22 protein-coding genes are annotated in these 21,222 nt (G+C 60.5%); 14 read left to right on the forward strand and 8 right to left on the reverse strand.

Annotated elements, in window-relative coordinates:
* Positions 1–8 precede the first annotated feature (8 nt).
* From flhF to CFBP1590_RS09085, 13 genes are all read left to right on the forward strand, one after another.
* A complete protein-coding gene (gene flhF, locus CFBP1590_RS09025; protein WP_004880785.1) occupies positions 9–1,337 on the forward strand; it encodes a flagellar biosynthesis GTPase FlhF in 1,329 nt (442 codons plus the stop codon).
* Between the two features lie 115 nt (positions 1,338–1,452).
* Positions 1,453–2,286, forward strand: coding sequence for a flagellar synthesis regulator FleN (gene fleN, locus CFBP1590_RS09030; protein WP_003412391.1), 834 nt, complete (start codon positions 1,453–1,455; stop codon positions 2,284–2,286).
* Complete coding sequence (gene fliA / locus CFBP1590_RS09035) at positions 2,283–3,023, forward strand: RNA polymerase sigma factor FliA (RefSeq protein WP_002554271.1); 741 nt, start codon at positions 2,283–2,285, stop codon at positions 3,021–3,023. Before fleN ends, fliA begins: the two co-directional genes overlap by 4 nt.
* A gap of 255 nt (positions 3,024–3,278) precedes the next feature.
* Positions 3,279–3,653, forward strand: a complete 375-nt coding sequence (locus CFBP1590_RS09040) for a chemotaxis response regulator CheY (protein ID WP_161627625.1) — start codon at positions 3,279–3,281, stop codon at positions 3,651–3,653.
* 19 nt (positions 3,654–3,672) lie between these two features.
* Entirely contained in the window at positions 3,673–4,458 is a 786-nt protein-coding gene (locus CFBP1590_RS09045) for a protein phosphatase CheZ (RefSeq protein WP_029242803.1), read from the forward strand.
* A 33-nt stretch (positions 4,459–4,491) separates the two neighbouring features.
* Positions 4,492–6,750, forward strand: coding sequence for a chemotaxis protein CheA (locus CFBP1590_RS09050; protein ID WP_029242804.1), 2,259 nt, complete (start codon positions 4,492–4,494; stop codon positions 6,748–6,750).
* A gap of 51 nt (positions 6,751–6,801) precedes the next feature.
* Positions 6,802–7,974 (forward strand): protein-glutamate methylesterase/protein-glutamine glutaminase, encoded by a 1,173-nt coding sequence (locus CFBP1590_RS09055; protein ID WP_029242805.1) that lies wholly within the window; start codon positions 6,802–6,804, stop codon positions 7,972–7,974.
* On the forward strand, positions 7,974–8,714 hold the full coding sequence (locus CFBP1590_RS09060; RefSeq protein ID WP_004880794.1) for a flagellar motor protein: 741 nt from the start codon (positions 7,974–7,976) through the stop codon (positions 8,712–8,714). The genes CFBP1590_RS09055 and CFBP1590_RS09060 overlap by 1 nt, the downstream gene beginning before the upstream one ends.
* A 6-nt stretch (positions 8,715–8,720) precedes the next feature.
* A complete protein-coding gene (gene motD, locus CFBP1590_RS09065) occupies positions 8,721–9,608 on the forward strand; it encodes a flagellar motor protein MotD (protein WP_029242806.1) in 888 nt (295 codons plus the stop codon).
* A gap of 43 nt (positions 9,609–9,651) precedes the next feature.
* A complete protein-coding gene (locus CFBP1590_RS09070) occupies positions 9,652–10,440 on the forward strand; it encodes a ParA family protein (protein ID WP_004880799.1) in 789 nt (262 codons plus the stop codon).
* Between the two features lie 102 nt (positions 10,441–10,542).
* The gene (locus CFBP1590_RS09075) at positions 10,543–11,406 is read left to right on the forward strand and encodes a CheW domain-containing protein (protein ID WP_029242807.1); all 864 of its coding nucleotides are present in this window, start codon (positions 10,543–10,545) and stop codon (positions 11,404–11,406) included.
* Positions 11,407–11,462: 56 nt separating this feature from the next.
* Complete coding sequence (locus CFBP1590_RS09080; protein WP_002554262.1) at positions 11,463–11,942, forward strand: chemotaxis protein CheW; 480 nt, start codon at positions 11,463–11,465, stop codon at positions 11,940–11,942.
* The gene (locus CFBP1590_RS09085; protein WP_004880805.1) at positions 11,943–12,344 is read left to right on the forward strand and encodes a DUF2802 domain-containing protein; all 402 of its coding nucleotides are present in this window, start codon (positions 11,943–11,945) and stop codon (positions 12,342–12,344) included.
* A gap of 82 nt (positions 12,345–12,426) precedes the next feature.
* Here CFBP1590_RS09085 and CFBP1590_RS09090 read toward each other — a convergent pair whose 3' ends face one another.
* Both CFBP1590_RS09090 and fnr read right to left on the reverse strand, forming a co-directional pair.
* Positions 12,427–12,975 (reverse strand): adenine phosphoribosyltransferase, encoded by a 549-nt coding sequence (locus CFBP1590_RS09090; RefSeq protein ID WP_004880806.1) that lies wholly within the window; start codon positions 12,973–12,975, stop codon positions 12,427–12,429.
* A 63-nt stretch (positions 12,976–13,038) separates the two neighbouring features.
* Positions 13,039–13,773 (reverse strand): fumarate/nitrate reduction transcriptional regulator Fnr, encoded by a 735-nt coding sequence (gene fnr / locus CFBP1590_RS09095; protein WP_004880807.1) that lies wholly within the window; start codon positions 13,771–13,773, stop codon positions 13,039–13,041.
* A 151-nt stretch (positions 13,774–13,924) separates the two neighbouring features.
* Between fnr and CFBP1590_RS09100 the strand changes: the two genes are divergently transcribed.
* Complete coding sequence (locus CFBP1590_RS09100; RefSeq protein WP_029242808.1) at positions 13,925–14,392, forward strand: FlxA-like family protein; 468 nt, start codon at positions 13,925–13,927, stop codon at positions 14,390–14,392.
* A 14-nt stretch (positions 14,393–14,406) separates the two neighbouring features.
* Here CFBP1590_RS09100 and hemN read toward each other — a convergent pair whose 3' ends face one another.
* The 6 genes from hemN to ccoG all read right to left on the reverse strand — a co-directional run bounded on the left by hemN (position 14,407) and on the right by ccoG (position 21,202).
* Positions 14,407–15,789, reverse strand: coding sequence for an oxygen-independent coproporphyrinogen III oxidase (gene hemN / locus CFBP1590_RS09105; RefSeq protein ID WP_029242809.1), 1,383 nt, complete (start codon positions 15,787–15,789; stop codon positions 14,407–14,409).
* Positions 15,790–15,892: 103 nt separating this feature from the next.
* Complete coding sequence (locus tag CFBP1590_RS09110) at positions 15,893–16,576, reverse strand: sulfite exporter TauE/SafE family protein (RefSeq protein WP_029242810.1); 684 nt, start codon at positions 16,574–16,576, stop codon at positions 15,893–15,895.
* Between the two features lie 8 nt (positions 16,577–16,584).
* Positions 16,585–16,803, reverse strand: a complete 219-nt coding sequence (gene ccoS, locus CFBP1590_RS09115) for a cbb3-type cytochrome oxidase assembly protein CcoS (protein WP_029242811.1) — start codon at positions 16,801–16,803, stop codon at positions 16,585–16,587.
* On the reverse strand, positions 16,782–19,235 hold the full coding sequence (locus CFBP1590_RS09120; RefSeq protein WP_088234875.1) for a heavy metal translocating P-type ATPase: 2,454 nt from the start codon (positions 19,233–19,235) through the stop codon (positions 16,782–16,784). Before CFBP1590_RS09120 ends, ccoS begins: the two co-directional genes overlap by 22 nt.
* Before the next feature lies 1 nt (position 19,236).
* Complete coding sequence (locus tag CFBP1590_RS09125) at positions 19,237–19,776, reverse strand: FixH family protein (RefSeq protein WP_029242813.1); 540 nt, start codon at positions 19,774–19,776, stop codon at positions 19,237–19,239.
* 10 nt (positions 19,777–19,786) lie between these two features.
* Entirely contained in the window at positions 19,787–21,202 is a 1,416-nt protein-coding gene (gene ccoG, locus CFBP1590_RS09130) for a cytochrome c oxidase accessory protein CcoG (RefSeq protein ID WP_029242814.1), read from the reverse strand.
* Between the last annotated feature and the right edge of the window lie 20 nt (positions 21,203–21,222).

A 21,222-nucleotide genomic window follows, 5' to 3' on the forward strand; every position in this document is an offset into this window, starting at 1 on the left:
AGTGAGTCATGCAAGTTAAGCGATTTTTCGCCGCCGATATGCGTCAAGCCATGAAGCTGGTTCGCGATGAGCTGGGCGCTGAGGCGGCCATCATTGGCAACCGCCGCATCGCCGGTGGCGTCGAGTTGACCGCCGCTCTGGATTACAAGCTGTCTGCGCTGGCGCCACGCGTTCCCAACATGGAACTCGAAGACGAGCTGCGCAAGACTCAGTCGCGCATCGTCTCCGCCCAGGCTGAACTGAACAACCGCAGCGACAGCGATGCCTCGGTCAATCTTCAGCTGTTTTCCGGCAAGTCGATCAGCGCGACCGATACCCACATCGAGCCGACACTCGAAGAGCCGCCACGTCCGTTTGCCTACGCACCGGCTCCTGCAGCCGAGCCTGCAGGCGGTCAACGTGCCTTTGAATCGATGCGCTCCGAATTGAACGGTCTGCGCGAGCTTCTGGAAGTCCAACTCGGTTCCCTGGCCTGGACCCAGTTGCAGGGCAGCCGTCCGCAACAGGCCAACCTGTGGCGTCGCCTGCAACGCGTCGGCCTGTCCGGCCCGCTGTCGCGTGACCTGCTGTCGATGATTCCGGACATTGACGAGCCTCGTCAGGCCTGGCGCATGCTGTTGGCCCATCTGGCGCGCATGATTGCCGTGCCGGATGTCGAGCCACTGGAAGAGGGCGGTGTGATTGCCATGGTCGGTCCTGCCGGCATGGGCAAGACCACCACGCTGGCCAAGCTGGCCGCCCGTTATGTACTGAAATACGGCGCGCAGAACATTGCGCTGGTCAGCATGGACAGTTTCCGCATCGGTGCCCAGGAGCAGCTTAAGACACTGGGCCGCATCCTCAACGTGCCGGTGACTCACGTCGATCCCGGTCAGTCGCTGGCACAGGCCCTTGAGCCTCTGCTGCGCAAGCGTGTGGTCCTCATTGATACCGCCGGGCTGCAAGCCAGTGATCCTGCGTTGCGCATGCAACTGGAAAGCCTGGCGGGTCGTGGCATCAAGTCGCGTAACTACCTGGTCCTGGCCACAACCAGCCAGAAGCAGGTACTGACGGCGGCTTATCACAGTTACAAGCGTTGTGGCCTGGCCGGATGCATTTTGACCAAGCTGGATGAAACCGCCAGCCTGGGTGAAGTTCTGAGCCTGGCAATCAGTCACGAATTGCCGGTGGCCTACCTCACGGACGGACCACGGATTCCTGACGATTTGCACATCCCGCGTCGCCACCAGTTGGTGAGTCGCGCGGTCAGCGTGCAAATGCAGGACGAGCCTAGCGAAGAAGCGATGGCTGATATGTTTGCCGACCTCTATCACTCACCTGGCAAAAGGGTAGGTTAAGTGATGGAGACTATTGGAATGTCCCTGCATCGATGGTCTGCCAGGCATTGTTCGTTCGCGAACGTGCAGCCCCCAATGTGGCTTCGGTCTACGCAAGACAAGGTAAAGAAATAACATGGGCAGCATGCATCCCGTACAGGTTATTGCGGTGACTGGCGGCAAAGGTGGCGTCGGTAAGACTAACGTGTCAGTGAACCTCTCACTGGCCCTGGCTGAGCTCGGTCGACGCGTCATGCTTCTTGACGCCGATCTGGGTCTGGCAAATGTCGATGTCCTGCTGGGGCTGACACCCAAACGCACGCTCGCCGATGTCATAGAAGGCCGTTGCGAGTTGCGCGACGTGCTTCTCCAGGGGCCGGGCGGCGTGCGCATCGTGCCTGCCGCTTCCGGCACCCAGAGCATGGTTCATCTGTCGCCTGCCCAGCATGCCGGTCTGATCCAGGCGTTCAGCGAGATTGGCGACAACCTCGATGTGCTGGTGATCGACACGGCAGCCGGCATTGGTGAATCGGTGGTCAGCTTTGTACGCGCCGCGCAGGAAGTCCTGCTGGTGGTCTGCGACGAGCCGACGTCCATCACCGATGCCTACGCACTGATCAAGTTGCTCAACCGCGACTACGGCATGAATCGTTTCAGGGTGCTGGCCAACATGGCCCAGAGCCCTCAGGAAGGCCGCAATCTGTTCGCCAAGCTGACCAAGGTCACGGACCGCTTTCTGGATGTTGCGCTGCAGTATGTCGGGGCTGTGCCCTACGACGAATGCGTGCGCAAGGCCGTTCAGAAACAGCGTGCCGTCTACGAAGCCTTCCCGCGCTCCAAATGCGCGCTGGCATTCAAGGCCATTGCCCAGAAGGTCGACACCTGGCCGTTGCCGGCCAACCCACGGGGTCACCTTGAATTCTTCGTCGAACGACTCGTTCACCAGACCAGTGCGGGGCCTGTCCAATGACAGCGAGCGGCTATCAGATGTACAGCAAGGCTTCCCGGAATTCGCAGTACGAGCTGATCGAGCGTTATGCGCCTCTGGTCAAACGTATCGCCTATCACCTGCTGGCTCGCCTGCCAGCCAGTGTGCAGGTCGAGGACCTGATTCAGGCCGGCATGATCGGTCTGCTCGAAGTCTCGACCAAATACGATTCCACCAAGGGTGCGAGTTTCGAGACCTATGCGGGTATCCGTATTCGTGGCGCCATGCTCGACGAAGTGCGCAAGGGTGACTGGGCGCCTCGCTCGGTCCACCGCAATACGCGCATGGTGAGCGACGCAATTCGCGCAATTGAAGCGAAAACCGGACGTGACGCTAAAGATCACGAGGTTGCTGCCGAACTCCAGTTGAGTCTCGATGATTATTACGGGATTTTGAATGACACCTTGGGCAGCCGCCTCTTCAGTTTCGACGACCTGCTTCAGGACGGCGACCATGAAGGGCTGCACGAGGACGGTGCCAGCGGTTCGCTTGAACCGTCACGGGACCTGGAAGACGAGCGCTTCCAGGCAGCCCTGGCCGATGCGATTGCCAATTTGCCGGAGCGTGAGCGTCTGGTCTTGGCGCTGTACTACGACGAAGAGCTGAACCTCAAGGAAATCGGAGAGGTCCTGGGGGTCAGCGAATCGCGGGTCAGTCAGTTACACAGCCAGTGCGCAGCTCGTTTGCGAGGGCGTTTGGGGGAGTGGCGAGCGCGTTGACAGTCAAGGTGCGGCCTGGTCCGCACATTGGCTTCAAGCCGGCTGTGCAGAGCGTTACGTGGTAACAGGATAGACAAGGCAGGAGCCTGTCGGGCGGTGCCTCGATGGGCTGTTCGTTCAGGTCTGTACCTGTCGTTTTGCCAAGCCCGTCGTCGTTTCGTACAGCCGGGGGTGTGCTGTGCCAGTATTGAGTGAACAGCGTGTTCAGGTGCTGAACGCGTTAAAGACTGCTTGGAGGTCGAATTGGACAAGAACATGAAAATCCTCATCGTTGATGACTTCTCAACGATGAGGCGGATCATCAAGAACCTGTTGCGTGATCTGGGGTTCACCAACACATCGGAAGCGGACGACGGTCTGACCGCGCTGCCGATGCTGCAGAGCGGCGCCTTTGACTTTCTGGTGACGGACTGGAACATGCCTGGCATGTCCGGTATCGATCTGTTGCGCCAGGTCCGTCAGGACGAGCGCCTCAAGAGCCTTCCCGTGCTGATGGTCACCGCTGAAGCCAAGCGTGAGCAGATCATCGAAGCTGCACAGGCCGGGGTGAACGGTTACGTGGTCAAGCCATTCACGGCTCAAGCGCTGAAAGAGAAGATCGAAAAGATCTTTGAACGCGTCAATAGCTGATGCATGCCGCGAGGGCGCTATGGATAACAATGATTCGATGGCCGACTTTGAGTCGACCCTGAAAAGACACGCGCAGGAACTCGTCACCAGCCTTGAAAAAGGTCGTTTCGGCGAAGCTGTGCAACTGATCCATGAGCTCAACCAGACACGCGACCGCGGCCTTTATCAGGAAGTGGGCAAGCTGACTCGTGAGCTGCACAGTGCAATCGTCAACTTCCAGATCGATCCGCACATGCCTCAGGCCGAGGAGGTATCGCAGATCACGGATGCCACCGAGCGTCTGGGTTACGTCGTGCGGCTGACCGAAAATGCGGCCAACCGCACCATGGATCTGGTCGAGGAAAGCACGCCGGTCATGAACGGTCTGAGCGCCGACGCGAAGGCGTTGAGTGAAGACTGGGGGCGCTTCATGCGCCGCGAAATCGGTGCCGAGGAATTTCGCGATCTCGCCAAGCGGGTCGATGGTTTTCTGACGCGTACCGAGAAGGAAACTCACGAGGTTTCCGCGCACCTCAATGACATTCTGCTCGCCCAGGATTACCAGGACCTCACCGGTCAGGTGATCAAGCGTGTCACGCAGTTGGTCACTGAAGTGGAAGGCAATTTGCTCAAGCTGGTGCTCATGGCCAGCCATGTCGATCGCTTCGCAGGCATCGAACATGACGAAGAATCCATCCTTGCAGAAAAAGATCCTAAAAAACATCTCGCCAAGGGTGAAGGTCCGCAGATTCATGCCGATAAACGTGAAGACGTCGTATCCGGACAGGATGATGTAGACGATCTGCTATCGAGCCTCGGCTTCTAGGTCTGTTGACGGTTAATTTTAGGGAGCACCCCCATGAGCTTCGGCGCCGATGAAGAAATCCTTCAGGATTTTCTGGTAGAGGCCGGCGAAATTCTGGAGCAGTTGTCAGAGCAATTGGTCGAGCTGGAAAGCCGACCGGATGATGCTGATCTGCTCAATGCAATTTTTCGCGGTTTTCACACTGTAAAAGGGGGCGCCGGCTTCCTCCAGCTCCATGAGCTGGTGGAGTGCTGCCATATCGCCGAAAACGTGTTCGACATCCTTCGCAAGGGTGAGCGGCGCGTTGATTCCGAGCTCATGGACGTGGTCCTGGAAGCACTGGACACCGTCAACAGCATGTTCGGCCAGGTGCGCGAACGTACTGACCTGACGCCTGCGACGCCGGAACTGCTGGCGGCGCTGTCGCGTCTGGCTGAACCACAATCCAATGATGCGGTTGCCGAGCCTGAACCTGTGGCCGAGGCAACTGAAGTGCCTGCTCCGGTTGCCGAGGCGGCTGGCGGCGACGACATCACCGACCACGAATTCGAACAGCTGCTCGATTCGCTGCACGGCTCCAAGCCGATTGCAGCACCTGCTGCGGCCCCGGCCGCTCAGGCCTCGTCGAGCGACGAAATCACCGATCAGGAATTCGAATCCCTGCTCGATCAGTTGCACGGCAAGGGCAAGTTTGCCGCCGATGCCGCTCCAGCACCGGCCCCTGCGGCCAAGGCTGGCGGCAGCGCACCGGCCAGTGACGAGATCACTGACGACGAGTTCGAAGCATTGCTGGATCAGTTGCATGGCAAAGGGTCGTTCGACGCTGCTGTCGTCGCGCCGGTTGCTGCCGAGGCCGTTGTGGCCAAGGCTCCAGTGACGGCCAAGGCTGCAGCTTCGGATGAGATCACCGATCACGAATTCGAAAGCCTGCTGGACGAGTTGCACGGCAAGGGCAAGTTCGAGCCTGAGGCCATCGCGGCCAAGGCGCCCGCACCTGCTGCGGCCGCTGCCCCGGCTCCTGCTGCCAAGCCCGCTGCGGCGCCTGCACCTGCTGCGAAGGCCGAGCCTGCGCCAGCCAAGGCTGCTGCACCTGCTCCCGCCCGTGCTCCTGCCCCGACTGGCGAAAAGCCGGTCGCGACAGAAGCCGAAACCACGGTGCGCGTCGATACTGCGCGGCTGGACGAGATCATGAACATGGTCGGCGAACTGGTGCTGGTGCGTAACCGACTGGTTCGCCTGGGTCTGAACAGTGGCGACGAAGCCATGTCCAAGGCCGTTTCCAACCTGGACGTGGTAACCGCAGACCTGCAGACCGCGGTGATGAAAACCCGCATGCAGCCGATCAAGAAAGTCTTCGGCCGCTTTCCGCGTCTGGTTCGTGACCTGGCTCGCCAGCTCAAGAAGGAGATCATCCTGGAACTGGTGGGTGAAGAGACCGACCTGGACAAGAACCTTGTCGAGGCACTGGCCGACCCGTTGGTCCACTTGGTGCGCAACGCCGTCGACCACGGTATCGAAACCCCGGAAGAACGCGAAGCCACCGGCAAGTCCCGCGGCGGCAAGGTGATTCTGGCGGCCGAGCAGGAAGGCGACCATATCCTGTTGTCCATCTCCGATGACGGCAAGGGCATGGACCCCAACGTGCTGCGCTCCATCGCCGTCAAGCGCGGTGTCATGGACAAGGATGCTGCGGACCGTCTCAGCGACACCGACTGCTACAACCTGATCTTTGCACCCGGCTTCTCGACCAAGACCGAGATTTCCGACGTGTCCGGTCGTGGTGTGGGCATGGACGTGGTGAAAACCAAGATTTCCCAGCTCAACGGTTCGATCAACATCTACTCGACCAAGGGTCAGGGTTCGAAGATCGTCATCAAGGTTCCGCTGACGCTTGCGATCATGCCGACCCTGATGGTCATGCTGGGCAATCAGGCCTTTGCCTTCCCGCTGGTCAACGTCAACGAAATCTTCCACCTGGACCTGTCGACCACCAACGTCGTCGATGGTCAGGAAGTAGTGATCGTGCGTGACAAGGCCTTGCCACTGTTTTACCTCAAGCGCTGGCTGGTCAGTTCGGCAGCGCATGAAGAGCAGCGTGAAGGGCACGTGGTGATTCTGTCTGTCGGCACCCAGCGCATCGGCTTCGTCGTCGATCAACTGGTCGGTCAGGAAGAAGTGGTGATCAAACCGCTGGGCAAGATGCTGCAAGGTACGCCAGGCATGTCGGGCGCCACCATCACCGGTGACGGTCGCATTGCCTTGATTCTCGATGTACCGAGCATGCTCAAGCGTTACGCCGCACGGCGTATTTGATTCTGGGGTTGCGGGCAGCTTCGGCTGCCTGCGGCGCCTATTGGAGTGTTTATGGCAGTCAAGGTCCTGGTGGTGGATGATTCCGGTTTCTTCCGCCGCCGCGTTACGGAAATTCTTTCTTCGGACCCCAACATCCAGGTTGTCGGCACGGCAACCAACGGCAAGGAAGCGATCGAACAGGCGCTGGCCCTCAAGCCTGATGTGATCACCATGGACTACGAAATGCCGATGATGGATGGCATTACGGCAGTTCGTCACATCATGCAGCGTATCCCGACCCCGGTTCTGATGTTTTCCTCGCTGACGCACGAAGGTGCACGCGTCACGCTGGATGCGCTGGACGCCGGTGCCGTGGACTTTTTACCCAAGAATTTTGAAGACATCTCGCGCAACCCGCAGAAGGTCAAGCAACTGCTGTGCGAGAAGATCAACAGCATCTCACGCAGTAACCGTCGTCTCAGCGGCGCGAGTTCTGCTTCTGCTGCTCCGGTTTCCTCATCCGCTGCGCCCGCTGCCCGTACCGCTGCGCCGGCACCTGCATCGACCACGCCTGCACGCACGATTGCGCCGCGTACTGCAGTGCCTGCGCCGCATGCAGCCCATGCCCAGCCACAGACGCATGCCCCGGCCCATCCGACCACCTCGGGCACGCCGAAGCGCAAGGCCTACAAGCTGGTTGCCATCGGCACGTCGACCGGCGGTCCCGTGGCATTGCAACGTGTGCTGACGCAACTGCCTGCCGGTTTTCCGGCACCGTTGGTGCTGATCCAGCACATGCCTGCTGCGTTCACCAAAGCCTTTGCCGAGCGCCTGGACAAGCTGTGCAAGATCAGCGTCAAGGAAGCCGAGGACGGTGACGTGCTGCGTCCGGGCCTCGCCCTGCTGGCACCCGGTGGCAAGCAGATGATGGTCGACAGCCGTGGCACAGTGAAGATTCTGCCCGGTGATGAACGCCTCAACTACAAGCCGTGTGTGGATATCACATTCGGTTCGGCCGCCAAGTCCTATGGCGACAAGGTGCTCTCTGTCGTGCTGACCGGCATGGGGGCTGACGGCCGCGAAGGCGCTCGCCTGCTCAAACAGGCCGGCAGTACAGTCTGGGCGCAGGACGAGGCGAGCTGCGTGATTTATGGCATGCCGATGGCCATCGTCAAGGCCGAGCTGGCGGATGCAATCTATAGCCTGGACGATATCGGTCGTCACCTGGTCGAGGCGTGCCTCTGATGGATGTACTGAGTCTGATCGGTCTGATCCTGGCGTTCGTGGCGATCATCGGCGGCAACTTTCTCGAAGGTGGACACCTCAGTGCGCTGCTCAATGGTCCGGCCGCGCTGATCGTGATCGGCGGTACGCTGGGCGCCTCGCTGTTGCAGGCGCCCATGAGCGCTTTCATGCGCGCTATGAAAATCATTCGCTGGGTGCTGTTTCCGCCGCGTGTCGATCTGCCGGGTGGCGTTGACCGTGTGATCGGCTGGAGCATGACCGCTCGCAAGGAAGGCCTGCTGGGCCTGGAAACGGTTGCCGATGCCGAGCCTGACAGCTATGCCCGAAAAGGCCTGCAACTGCTGGTCGACGGCGCCGAGCCGGAAGCGATTCGCAGTATTCTGGAAGTCGATTTCATCACCCAGGAAACCCGAGACATTCAGGCCGCCAAGGTGTTCGAGAGCATGGGCGGCTATGCGCCGACCGTGGGCATCATCGGTGCGGTCATGGGGTTGATTCACGTGATGGGCAACCTGGCCGATCCGAGTCAGTTGGGCAGCGGCATTGCCGTGGCGTTCGTCGCGACCATCTACGGTGTTGCGACGGCCAACCTTATCCTGCTGCCGGTGGCCAACAAGCTCAAGGCGATTGCCCATCGTCAGGCGCGCTACCGCGAAATGCTGCTCGAAGGTCTGCTGTCCATTGCCGAGGGTGAGAACCCGCGCTCCATCGAACTCAAGCTGCAAGGCTTCATGGAGTAACACCTCATGGCTCGACGTCGTCAGCCCGAAGAACACGAAAATCATGAACGCTGGCTGGTGTCTTACGCCGACTTCATTACGCTGCTGTTTGCCTTCTTCGTGGTGATGTACTCGATCTCGTCGGTCAACGAAGGCAAGTACAAGATTCTGTCGCAGGCGCTGGTCGGCGTGTTCAACGACACCGAGCGCACCATGAAGCCGATCCCCATCGGCGAGCAGCGCCCGGTCTCGGTCAAACCGTCCGAGCCATTGCTCAAGGACAGCGAGGAAACCGACGCCGGTATCGCCTCGTCGGCCAGTGATCCGTTGCAGACCATTGCCCAGGATGTACGTGATGCGTTTGGCGATCTGATCCAGTCGGACCAGATGACCGTGCGCGGCAACGAACTGTGGATCGAGATCGAGCTCAACTCCAGTCTGTTGTTCGGCAGCGGTGATGCGATGCCCAGCGACAAGGCGTTCACGATCATTGAAAAGGTCGCCGGTATCGTCAAGCGCTTCGACAACCCGATCCATGTCGAAGGCTTCACCGATGACCAGCCGATCAGCACGGCGCAGTTTCCGACCAACTGGGAACTGTCGTCGGCACGTTCGGCCAGTATCGTCCGCATGCTGGCCATCGATGGCGTCAATCCAGCGCGTCTGGCATCCGTCGGATACGGCGAGTTCCAGCCAATTGCCCCAAACACCAGCGCTACCGGGCGTGCCAAGAACCGTCGTGTGGTGCTGGTCATCTCCCGTAACCTGGATGTGCGGCGCAGTCTGACCAGCACCGGCACTGCGAATGCGCAGCCGGACGCCGCATTGAAGCGTGCTGGCACACAAACTGCACCGGTGCCAGCAAAGCCGCCGGTACGTGCGAACACTGTCAATTCTCCGTCACCCGCACCTTAATAGCGTATTGGTACGGTCATCGCTGTACGGAAGGAAATCATCAATGAGAGTCTGGGCAGTAGCCAACCAGAAAGGTGGAGTCGGAAAGACCACCACGACCATTGCCCTGGCCGGTCTGCTGGCCGATGCGGGCAAGCGCGTCGTCGTGGTCGATCTCGACCCTCACGGCTCCATGACCAGTTATTTCGGGCACAACCCTGACGAACTGGAGCACAGCGCTTTCGATCTGTTTCTGCACAAGGGCGTCGTTCCTGACGGACTTCCGGGGCAACTGCTGTTGCCGACCAGTGACCAGCGTATCTCGCTGATTCCGTCCAGTACCGCATTGGCGACGCTGGAACGACAGTCGCCGGGCCAGAGTGGCCTGGGGCTGGTGATTGCCAAGAGCCTCGCCCAGTTGTGGCAGGATTTTGACTATGCGCTGATCGACAGCCCGCCGTTGCTCGGCGTGTTGATGGTCAACGCACTGGCCGCCAGTCAGCAGCTGGCGATTCCGGTGCAGACCGAATTTCTTGCGGTCAAAGGCCTGGAGCGCATGGTCAACACCCTGACGATGATCAACCGTTCGCGCAAGGTGCCGCTGCCTTACACCATCGTGCCGACGCTGTTCGACCGCCGCACCCAAGCCTCCATGGGCACCCTGAAACTTTTGCGCGACAGCTTTCCCGAGCATGTCTGGCAGGCCTATGTGCCGGTGGACACGCGTTTGCGCGATGCCAGTCGCGCGGGTCTGACGCCGTCGCAGAACGACAGCAAGAGCCGTGGCGTGATTGCGTACCGGGCATTGCTCAAGCATATGCTCGCCGAGCAACTCAATGCTCAGGTGGCCTGACATGCGCGCATATTCTTTCTCTGCTGTCAGCTCAAGTGATGCCTCAATGCGGCCGATAACTCTATCAGGCTGCACTCGCTCCATTTTTTGTTGGGCCCCGGTATGAACCGCCCTGTAGAAGTTGCAACACGACCCAAGCTGGCCCTGCAGTCCTATCTGGATGCGTTGCTTCAGGACGCGACCGAAGAACCGGAGGTTCCAGCCAGCAGCATCGACGAGTTTCAGGCGGCGGTGCTCGAAGAGCAGGCGTTCGATGCGCGCAGGCAGTCGCAGGTAAAGCCGGTCGCAGTGGCTGTAGCCGCCCCTGCAGCCGTAGCGGTGCCTGTTGTCGTTGCGGCGCCGGTGGTGACGCCGGTGCTGGAAGTTGCGCCGGTGATCGTGGCCGAGGCCGTGGTTGAAGTCGAGGTTCCGGTGGTCGAGCTGGTCGAGCCGGTTGCCGAGCTGAGCACCATGGCGCCGCAACGTACGCCCACGCCGCCACCGACCAGCGATGGTCGTCCGGCCTGGGCTGCCGAGCCCTTCGAATGCCTGTTGTTCGATGTGGCGGGGCTGACACTGGCGGTGCCGTTGGTGTGCCTGGGGTCGATTTATCCTTTGGCAGGGCAGGAGCTGACGCCTCTGTTCGGTCAGCCGGACTGGTTTCTCGGGATCCTGCCTTCTCAGGCGGGGAACCTCAAAGTGCTGGATACCGCGCGCTGGATCATGCCTGATCGCTACCGCGACGATTTTCGCCAGGGCTTGCAGTATGTGATTTCGGTTCAGGGGTACGAGTGGGGGTTGGCGGTGCATCAGGTCAGTCGCTCTTTGCGTCTTGATCCGAACGAAATCAAGTGGCGCACACAGCGTGGTCAGCGGCCATGGCTGGCGGGCACAGTGATCGAACACATGTGTGCGTTGCTGGACGTTGCAGAGTTGGCCGAGTTGATAGCCAGTGGCGCGGTCAAGCAGTTGAACAAGTCGAAATAATCATGGGTCGTCGCCAGTCGCGTCGCCCGCAGAGTACACACGTGAGGGGTTAGGGTATGAATAAGTCGTCTGCACAGGGTTCCGAAGATCCTATCCTGCAATGGGTTACGTTCCGCCTGGACAATGAGTCCTATGGCATCAACGTGATGCAGGTCCAGGAAGTGCTGCGCTACACCGAAATCGCTCCGGTACCGGGTGCGCCAAGCTACGTGCTGGGCATCATCAACCTGCGCGGTAATGTCGTGACTGTGATCGACACCCGTCAGCGCTTCGGCCTGGCGCCTGTTGAAGTCAGCGACAACACGCGTATCGTGATCATCGAAGCCGACAAGCAAGTGGTCGGGATTCTGGTCGACAGCGTGGCAGAAGTGGTTTACTTGCGTCAGTCCGAAGTCGAAACCGCACCTAACGTCGGTAACGATGAATCGGCCAAGTTCATTCAGGGCGTCTGCAACAAGAACGGCGAGCTGTTGATTCTGGTCGAGCTGGACAAAATGATGTCCGAAGAAGAGTGGTCCGAGCTGGAGAGCATCTGATTGATTCTAGAGGTTGCAGTCGTCTTTCTGGGCATTCTCTGGGTAGTCACCCTGGGAATGTTCCTGACCCATACCAAGCGTCAGCGCAAGCTCGACGCAGAGCGTGACGAGGCGGCTGCCTTGCGTGATCAGCGTATCAAGGAGTTGGCCCGGCGCGTGGACAACTTCCAGAGCGGCACGGTACGCATGGGTGAGGCTCTGCACGAACTGCGCGCCATCGTTGCGCCGTTGCCCGACAAGCTCACGGCACTGGAACAGCGCGATCCCTCCACGCTGTCCTTTGCCCAGGCAGCGCGTCTGGTCGGCATGGGCGCCAGCATTGACGAGCTGACCCAGTCCTGCGGACTGACTCAGGCAGAAGCGCAACTGATGACCAAGCTTCACGGCAATCCGGCGGGCTGACCGCTGATAAGCCTGGTCCATTCGTGACCAGGCTTTTCCTTCCCTTGATTTTCCTTCCGGCTCGGTCCCGCTCCAGAGTGCCTTACTGTTCGTCCAGCGCGAATTCAGTCAGGCAGAAGGTGGGGATGGCCATGGCCTGCAGGCGTTTCGAACCGCCCAGTTCCGGCAGATCGATGATCGCAGCGGCTTCGTGAATCCGAGCACCCATGCGGCGAATCAGGTTGGCCGCCGCGATCAGCGTTCCGCCCGTGGCGATCAGGTCATCGAACATCACGACCGAGTCGCCGTCGCACAGGCTGTCCGCATGGACTTCCAGGTACGCTTCGCCGTATTCGGTCTGGTAACCCTCGGACAGCACGTCGGCCGGCAGCTTGCCCTGTTTGCGAAACAGCACCAGAGGCTTGTTCAACTCGTAGGCCACGACCGATCCGATCAGAAAGCCGCGTGCGTCCATGACGCCGATGTGGCTGAAGTCGGCTTCGATGTAGCGCTGCACGAAGCTGTCGATCACCTGGCGAGTGGCCTTGGGCGACTGGAAGAGTGGAGTGATGTCGCGGAAGACGACGCCAGGCTTGGGGAAGTCCACGACCGGGCGTATCAGGGATTTGAAGCTCAATTCATCGAAAATCATCAGAAAGTGATCCGGGGCAAGATTGGCCGACAGTTTAAGCCGACCGGCCCCGGATCGCACGCATCAGCTTTGGAAGGCGCCGCCAGCCAGTGCGCAGAGCTGGATCGGGTCGAGGATATGCACCTCTTTGCCTTCTGCGGTGATCAGCTCGTTTTGCTGAAAACGGGTGAATACCCGGGAAACGGTTTCGACCGCAAGGCCCAGGTAATTGCCGATTTCATTGCGCGACATGCTCAGGCGAAACTGGTTGGCGGAAAAGCCTCGCGCCCGGAAGCGCGCCGACAGATTGACCAGAAAGGTTGCGATGCGCTCGTCGGCGGTCTTTTTCGACAGCAGCAGCATCATTTGCTGATCGTCGCGGATCTCGCGGCTCATAACGCGCATCAGTTGCCGACGCAATTGTGGTAATTGCACCGAAAGCTCATCCAGACGCTCGAACGGGATTTCGCAGACCGATGTGGTTTCCAGTGCCTGCGCGGAAACCGGATACGCCTGGGCGTCCATCCCGGACATGCCGACCAGTTCGCTGGGCAGGTGAAAACCGGTGAGCTGTTCTTCACCGGCGTCACTGATGCTGAAGGTTTTCAATGCACCGGAGCGAACGGCATAGACCGACTCGAAGGTATCGCCCTGACGAAACAGGAACTCGCCTTTTTTCAACGGGCGGCCGCGCTTGACGATCTGGTCAAGCGACTCCATGTCTTCGAGGTTCAGCGAGAGGGGCAGGCAGAGCGGGGCGAGACTGCAATCCTTGCAATGAGCCTGGGTTGAAGCACGTGACTTGGCGGGCTCGGACATCACTTAATTCCTTGTGGGAAAACACACATAAGACGTAAGGGTAACTCACCCAAGGCAAGTAGGGCCAGTCTGCGAGTGCTCCCAGGTATCAAGGTTCGTCCCGGTCGGCCGATAGCGGTGTACTCATTCAATGACAGCGGGATGTGCCACCATGACCCTGACCACTTCGCCCGTAGGCGCCATTACACTGGCCGTCGCCACGCCAGCGGTGACTTCCCGTTCGCCTCAGGAGGTCAAGGTCGACGCCGCGCCTGCTACGTCAGAGGGGGTGAAAGTCGACCTGTCGGCTGCAGGAAAGGCAGCAGCCTCGTCGTCTTCCAGGGATGCAGATATCGAACAGAGTGGTTTGCCGGCGTCGGTTCAGAAGCTGCTGAAGGCCATACGCGAACTGCAACGACAGATCGCCGAGCTGACCTTGCAGATCCAGCAGGCGCTCAAGGATCCGAGCCTCACTGACGAGGAGCGTAAGAGCAAGGCGGCGGGTCTGCAGGCAGTGATGAGCATGCTACAGGCGCAGATCAGTACGTCCAGCGATGACCTTTCCACGCTGATGAACAGGCTCAAATCCAGCAATGACGACAAGGTCAAGGCCGGCATGCTGATCATGGCCAAAATGTAAGACGTCTGGCTGGCCTAGATCACCTTTGAAAAGGGTTGAGGGTGCTGCCGGGGCAGGTACGTATCAAACACCTTGCACACCGCGCGCACCAGCAGCCGTCCCGCAGGCAGCACGTCGAGTTTGTCGGTATCCAGAGCGATCAATCCGTCTTCGGCCATGACGTCGAGTTGCGGCCAGATATCACTGAAGTAGGATTTGAAATCGATTGCCAGAGCCTGCCCGGTTTTTACGAAATTCAGGTGGAAATGGCAGATCAATTGTTGAATCACTGCGCGTCTGATCCGGTCATCGTTGTTGCAGAACAGCCCCTGTCTGGTCGCCAGTTGATCGCTGGCGAGCAGGTTCTGGTAGTCGTTCAGATCGCTGCTGTTCTGGCTGTAAAGATTGCCCACCTGGCTGATTGCCGAAACCCCCAGCCCGAGCAGATCGCAGTGTCCGTGGGTGGTGTAACCCTGAAAGTTGCGATGCAGCGTCCGATCTTCCTGCGCGATGGCCAGGTCATCGTGAGGCAGGGCGAAGTGGTCCATGCCGATGTAGCGATAACCCGCCTGAGTCAGTTGCGAAACCGTACGCTCCAGCATTGACAGACGGGTTTCAGGGCAGGGCAGATCGGCGCTTTCGATACGCCGCTGTGGCATGAAACGTTCTGGCAGATGCGCGTAGTTGAACACTGACAGGCGATCCGGCTGCAGCCTGATGACCTCGTCCACCGTGCAGGCAAAGCTGTCGAGGGTCTGTTTGGGCAGGCCGTAGATCAGGTCGATATTGACCGAGCGAAACTGCAGCGTTCGCGCGGCTTCGACCAGTGTCCGGGTTTCCTCCAGGCTTTGCAGGCGATTGATCGCACGCTGTACCGCAGGCTCCAGGTCCTGCACGCCCAGGCTGACGCGGTTGAAGCCCAGTTCACGCAGCAGGCCCATCGTCGCCCAGTCGGCTTCACGCGGATCGATCTCGATGCCGTAGTCTCCCGAGTCGTCCTGCAACAGATTGAAGTGCGCACGCAGGTGCGCCATGAGTTGCCGCAGCTGGTCATGGCTGAGGAACGTCGGCGTCCCACCGCCCAGATGCAACTGCTCGACGATCTGACCGGGGTCGAGATGGCAGGCGAGCATCTCTATTTCATGCATCAGGCGTTGCAGATAAGCCTGTGACCGACCGCGATCCTTGGTGATGACCTTGTTGCAGGCGCAGTAGTAACAAACGTTGGCGCAGAACGGGATGTGCACATACAGCGACAGCGGCCGTAACGCCTTGCGACTGTCACGCAGCGCGTGCAACAGGTCGAAAGCGCCGACATCGGTCCTGAATTGCACGGCCGTCGGATACGAGGTGTAACGCGGGCCTGTGACGTCGTAGCGACGGATCAGGTCTGAATCCCAACGAATGACGTCCAGCATGCATGTTTCCCGGATGGGGTGATGAGCGCCGGAGCATACGAGGGGCGTGTTTATCGGGTGTTGACGTGGGTCAACCGGGCTGACAGCGAGCAGACTCGATCGCTCAATGGCCCATCAACCAGTGCTGATGAGGCCCCGGCAATGTCCAGAGTCCGAACAGGATCACCAGCATGCCACCGGCCGTGCGAACGCTGCGTCTGCGCAGCAGTGCGGTGGTGCGTTCGGCGGCCAGGCCGGTGGCAAGCAGCACGGGCCAGGTACCCAGTCCGAACGCCAGCATCAGCAAGGCGCTGTCGATGGCATTGCCCTGACTGGCAGCCCAGAGCAGGGTGCTGTAGACCAGTCCGCAGGGCAGCCAGCCCCACAGTGCGCCGAGCAACAGGGCGCGGGGGATGCTCGAGATCGGCAGCAGGCGCGTGGCGAAAGGTTGCAGGTAGCGCCAGAGGCCTCGGCCCAGGCGCTCGATGCGGGTCAGGCCGCTCCACCACCCGGCGAGGTACAGGCCCATGGCGATCAGCAGAAGCGCTGCCACAACACGCAGGGTCGTCGCGCCCGGGCTGTTCGCCACGGCCCAGCCGACCAGTCCGCTGAAGAAACCGGCAATCGCGTAGCTGACGATGCGGCCCAGATTGTAAGCCATCAATAGCTGCATGCGGCGTGCACGTTGTTCTCGGGGAATGGCCAGGGTCAATGCGCCCATCAATCCGCCGCACATGCCCAGACAATGGCCGCCGCCCAGCAGCCCCAGTACGAGCGCGGAAAACAGCAGCGGGATGAGGTCAAGCATGAGGCGCGTCAGGCATCAGGTTTTCCTGCACGGTTTGGCGCTTCGGTATCGGACGTGCTGCGTTGTGCCGCGGCCTGATGATCGGGGTCTTGATCGTCGAACAGGATGCTGTGGGCCGGACCGTCCATGTCGTCGTACTGACCACTGTCCACCGCCCAGAAAAAGATGTAGATCGCGACCGCCACCAGCACCAGCGCGGCGGGAATCATGATGTAGAGCGCGGGCATGAAACCTCCGGGACGAATGGCGGTGCTGACGGCGGCATCCGTGTCAGGCGCAGGGCGTTGAGCACCACGATCAATGAACTTGCAGACATACCGATGGCAGCCCAGATCGGTGTGATCCAGCCCAGCGCCGCGAACGGCAGCATCAGGCCATTGTACAAGCCTGCCCACAGCAGGTTCTCGACAATCACCCGGCGGGTACGTCGCGCCAGATCAAAGGCATCGATCAGGCTGTGCAAGCGGTTGGACAGCAGCACCGCGTCTGCCCCGGTCCTGGTCAGGTCGGTGGCCGAGCCCATCGCCACGCTGATGGTGGCTGCGGCCATGGCCGGTACATCATTCACGCCGTCGCCGATCATCAGCACCGTGTGTCCTTGCGCCTGCAACTGCTGCAGCACGGCCAGCTTGTCGTCAGGTCGCAGACCGCCGCGCGCATCATCGATGCCCAGCGTGGCTGCCACTGTTTGCACCATCGGCGAACTGTCCCCCGACAACAGCAGGGTTTTCCAGCCGCGAGCCTGGCAGGCCTTGAGCAGTTCAACGGCATCGTCGCGCAGCCGGTCATCAAGGCCGAACCACGCCAGCGGGCCGTCGGTGTCGCCGAGCAGCAGCCATTGGCCGGTTTCGTCAGGCATCTGCAGGACGCGGGTATCGCTCAACGCGCAGACGAATTCAGGCTGACCGATGCGCAGGCGCCGATTATCCACACTGCCTTCCAGGCCCAGTCCAGGCGTATTCGTGACCTGCCCGGCTTCCTTCGGTGCGCGGCCAAATGCGCGGGCGATGGGGTGTTCGGAACGGCTCTCCAGCGCGGCAGCCAGCTCCAGGCATGTTTCTGCATCCAGCGTTGCCAATGGACGGACAGCCCGCACTGTCAGGCGACCCTCGGTGAGGGTTCCGGTCTTGTCGAAGATGACGGTGTCGATGGTGTTCAGGCCTTCCAACACGTGGCCGCGCGTCACCAACAGCCCGAGTGTGTGCAGCGTGCCGGTCGCAGCGGTCAGTGCGGTGGGCGTTGCCAGTGAAAGGGCGCAGGGACAGGTGGCGACCAGCATCGCCAGAACGATCCACAGGGCGCGGGATGAATCGAGTTGCCACCAGACGATGCCGATCACCGCAGCGGCAATCAGTGAAATCAGCAGAAATGTCTGTGCGGCACGATCCGCCATTCCCGCCAGCCGAGGCTTGTCCGCCTGGGCGCGCTCCAGCAGACGAACAATGGCGGACAGTTGCGTGTCATGACCCAGCGCAAGCACCTGTATCTTCAGGGCGTTTTCGACATTGAGCGTGCCCGCCGTGACGCCGTCACCGACAGTTCTCGTCCGGGGCAGGTATTCGCCGGTCAGTAATGACTCATCGACATTGGATTGACCTTCGAGAATCCTGCCATCCACCGGAATCACTGCGCCGGGCTGCACCATCACCTGATCGTCGATGCGCAGCTCGCTGAGCAGAATGCGTTCGGTCTGGCCGCTGGGGTTCATGCGCAGGCACGAGGCAGGGAGCACATTGACCAACTGTGCCGTCGCCACTGCCGTGCGTTCGCGCGCCCGGCGTTCCAGATAGCGTCCCGCCAGCAGAAACAGCGCGAACATGCCGACGGCGTCGACGTACAGCTCTCCTGTCCCGCTGATGGCGGTCCAGAACCCTGCGACGTAGGCCGTACCAATGGCCAGTGACACCGACACATCCATGGTCAGGTGGCGGCTGCGCAAATCGCGTAATGCGCCGCGAAAGAACGGCGCGCAGCTGTAGAACACGATGGGCGTGGTCAGAAACAGCGCGACCCAGCGCAGGATGGTATGCATCGACGGGCTGAGGTCCAGATTGAATTCCGGCCAGGTCGCCATGGTTGCCATCATTGCCTGAAACCACAGCAGACCGGCGACGCCCAGTTGCCGCAGTGCAAGCCGGTTCTCGCTTGTCAGCCGTTCGGCAGCGTGATCGGCCTGCCAGGGATGGGCGACATAGCCGATGTTGCGCAGCGTGTTCAACAGCTGGCTGAACGCAACCTGATCGCTGACCCAGCGCACCAGCAGTCGATGGTTCGACAGGTTCAGTCGCGCCTCGACGACACCCGGCAGCTTGCCGAGCCGTTGCTCGATCAGCCAGCCACAGGCCGCACAACTGATGCCCTCTATGAGCAGGGTGGTTTCCGAAACGTCGGCGTCATGACGTACGAAAGGCGCCTGCACACCCGGGCGGTCGTACAGCGCCAACTCGTCAAGCACACGTGTGGGCAGGCTCTCCGGGTTGGCGGAGGTTTCGCTGCGATGGGCGTAATAGTGTTCCAGACCGCCCGCAACAATGGCCTCGACCACTGCCTGACATCCAGGGCAGCACAGCTCACGGGTTTCTCCGAGCACGACGGCTGTGAAGCGGCTGCCTGCCGGAACGGGCAGGGCGCAGTGATAGCAGAGCAGGGGCGCGTTCACGTCAGTCCTTGCGGCCTTGAGCCGCCTGCAGCGGCTCGTCGCCCAGCGTCAGTGTGCGGTCATGGCCCAGCCATTCCTCCTCGAACAGGCGCCAGGTCTGGCGGCCTTCGCTGCCCAGCAGTTCGACGAAGCGACGGCCTTCGACCCGGTCCTGAAGTTGCCCGACATAGCGACCTGCCTGCGAAGGGCTGCGGGTCAGAAATACACGGCGATCCCTGTCCGGCTGAGTCGGTGAGATCAGGTTCAATTCCAGCCGATCGGGATTACTGTTGCCACTCAGGTGCAGTTCGGCTTCGCCCGTCACGTCGTCCAGATGAAGGCTGGCGCGCAGTTTGAGGGTCTGGGCGAGTATCTCGCGATTGATCGAGCGATTGATGCCTTTACCCGCTTCGTAATAGTTGTCGGTGACCAGATTGTCCGGGTGATTGATGGCGATGCCCGCCATGGTCAGGCTGAGCACGACCGAGCCACCCAGCATGGCAATGATGATCCATGGCCAGAGGTGCCTGTACCAGGGGCTTGCAGCGGTTGCGGCGGGCATGGCGATGCTCTTAGCGGGTGGACGGGCCGATGAACCGGCTTCTGGTTTCGAGGTGAATCTCGTCGTCATGCACATCCCTGAGAATGAACGTGATGTCCTGCGTGCTCGACGGCAGGGCTTCGGCAGCGCTGGACAGTTGCACTGGCGTGCTGAGAATCTCGCCTGCTTCGACCGTTATTTCACGACGTCCCTGCCATTTCAGATCAGGCAGCCCATGTGCTTCCAGTGCATAGGTATGGGCGACCTGATCCTTGTTCATGACCTTGAGGCTGTACACGTTTTCGATCCGCCCTTCAGCGTTTTCCCGGTACAGCATGCGGTCCTTGCTGACATCCAGCCCTACCAGAGAGCGGGTCAGGAAGGCGCTGGTCAGCAAGCCGATCATCAGCAGCAACACCAGCGCATAGCCGATCAGACGCGGGCGCAGTGTACGCGTTGTATGCCCTGACAATCTGTTCTCGGTGGTGTAGCTGATCAGCCCGCGCGGGTAGGCCATTCTGTCCATGACCGTGTCGCAGGCATCGATACAGGCTGCGCAGCCGATACACTCGACCTGTAAGCCGTCGCGAATGTCGATGCCGGTCGGGCAGACCTGCACGCACATCGTGCAGTCGATGCAATCACCCAGACCTTGCGCCTGATGATCAGCCTCTTTTTTCCTTGCCCCACGTGGTTCACCGCGTTGCGGGTCGTAGGAGACGATCAGGGTGTCTTTGTCGAACATCACGCTCTGGAATCGCGCGTAGGGGCACATGTAAATGCACACCTGTTCGCGCAGCCAGCCCGCGTTGGCGTAGGTCGCCAGGGTGAAGAACCCGACCCAGAAATACGCCCAGCCATCGGCCTGCCCGGTGAACAGGTCCGTGATCAGTTGGCGGATCGGTGAAAAATAGCCGACGAAGGTCAAGCCAGTAGCGAAGCCGATCAACAACCAAAGACTGTGTTTGGCCAGCTTGCGCGCCAGTTTTCCAATGGAAATCGGTGAGCTGTCGAGTCTGATGCGCTGGTTGCGGTCGCCTTCGGTGAGCTTCTCGCACCACATGAAGATCCAGGTCCAGACGCTTTGCGGGCAGGTATAACCGCACCATACGCGTCCTGCGTAAACCGTCACGAAGAACAGGCCGAACGCCGCAACGATCAACAGACCTGAAAGCAGGATGAAATCCTGTGGCCAGAAGGTTGCGCCGAAAATGTAGAACCGGCGCTCAGGCAGGTCCCACCAGATGGCCTGATGACCCTCGCGATTGAGCCAGACCGCGCCGAAGTAGATCAGCAGCAACACCACGCCGGTGGTCATGCGCAGGTTGCGATAGACACCCTTGAACGCACGGGTGTAGATGTTTTTCCGCGAGGCGTACAGGTCGACGAACGCGTCTTCGCTCCCGGTCGGCGGTGTGATGTTGTGTAGCGGGATCCGCTCACTCATGGCGCGGTCCTGCGGCGAGT

This window comes from Pseudomonas viridiflava (genome assembly GCF_900184295.1).
In the GTDB taxonomy this organism is placed as follows: domain Bacteria; phylum Pseudomonadota; class Gammaproteobacteria; order Pseudomonadales; family Pseudomonadaceae; genus Aquipseudomonas; species Aquipseudomonas viridiflava.

Excerpts from the sequence above, each read along its gene's own strand:
- flhF (WP_004880785.1), top strand. The coding sequence starts at position 9 with ATGCAAGTTAAGCGATTTTTCGCCGCCGATATGCGTCAAGCCATGAAG.
- fleN (WP_003412391.1), top strand. The coding sequence starts at position 1,453 with ATGGGCAGCATGCATCCCGTACAGGTTATTGCGGTGACTGGCGGCAAA.
- fliA (WP_002554271.1), top strand. The coding sequence starts at position 2,283 with ATGACAGCGAGCGGCTATCAGATGTACAGCAAGGCTTCCCGGAATTCG.
- CFBP1590_RS09040 (WP_161627625.1), top strand. The coding sequence starts at position 3,279 with ATGAAAATCCTCATCGTTGATGACTTCTCAACGATGAGGCGGATCATC.
- CFBP1590_RS09045 (WP_029242803.1), top strand. The coding sequence starts at position 3,673 with ATGGATAACAATGATTCGATGGCCGACTTTGAGTCGACCCTGAAAAGA.
- CFBP1590_RS09050 (WP_029242804.1), top strand. The coding sequence starts at position 4,492 with ATGAGCTTCGGCGCCGATGAAGAAATCCTTCAGGATTTTCTGGTAGAG.
- CFBP1590_RS09055 (WP_029242805.1), top strand. The coding sequence starts at position 6,802 with ATGGCAGTCAAGGTCCTGGTGGTGGATGATTCCGGTTTCTTCCGCCGC.
- CFBP1590_RS09060 (WP_004880794.1), top strand. The coding sequence starts at position 7,974 with ATGGATGTACTGAGTCTGATCGGTCTGATCCTGGCGTTCGTGGCGATC.
- motD (WP_029242806.1), top strand. The coding sequence starts at position 8,721 with ATGGCTCGACGTCGTCAGCCCGAAGAACACGAAAATCATGAACGCTGG.
- CFBP1590_RS09070 (WP_004880799.1), top strand. The coding sequence starts at position 9,652 with ATGAGAGTCTGGGCAGTAGCCAACCAGAAAGGTGGAGTCGGAAAGACC.
- CFBP1590_RS09075 (WP_029242807.1), top strand. The coding sequence starts at position 10,543 with ATGAACCGCCCTGTAGAAGTTGCAACACGACCCAAGCTGGCCCTGCAG.
- CFBP1590_RS09080 (WP_002554262.1), top strand. The coding sequence starts at position 11,463 with ATGAATAAGTCGTCTGCACAGGGTTCCGAAGATCCTATCCTGCAATGG.
- CFBP1590_RS09090 (WP_004880806.1), bottom strand. The coding sequence starts at position 12,975 with ATGATTTTCGATGAATTGAGCTTCAAATCCCTGATACGCCCGGTCGTG.
- fnr (WP_004880807.1), bottom strand. The coding sequence starts at position 13,773 with ATGTCCGAGCCCGCCAAGTCACGTGCTTCAACCCAGGCTCATTGCAAG.
- CFBP1590_RS09100 (WP_029242808.1), top strand. The coding sequence starts at position 13,925 with ATGACCCTGACCACTTCGCCCGTAGGCGCCATTACACTGGCCGTCGCC.
- hemN (WP_029242809.1), bottom strand. The coding sequence starts at position 15,789 with ATGCTGGACGTCATTCGTTGGGATTCAGACCTGATCCGTCGCTACGAC.
- CFBP1590_RS09110 (WP_029242810.1), bottom strand. The coding sequence starts at position 16,576 with ATGCTTGACCTCATCCCGCTGCTGTTTTCCGCGCTCGTACTGGGGCTG.
- ccoS (WP_029242811.1), bottom strand. The coding sequence starts at position 16,803 with ATGCCCGCGCTCTACATCATGATTCCCGCCGCGCTGGTGCTGGTGGCG.
- CFBP1590_RS09125 (WP_029242813.1), bottom strand. The coding sequence starts at position 19,776 with ATGCCCGCCGCAACCGCTGCAAGCCCCTGGTACAGGCACCTCTGGCCA.
- ccoG (WP_029242814.1), bottom strand. The coding sequence starts at position 21,202 with ATGAGTGAGCGGATCCCGCTACACAACATCACACCGCCGACCGGGAGC.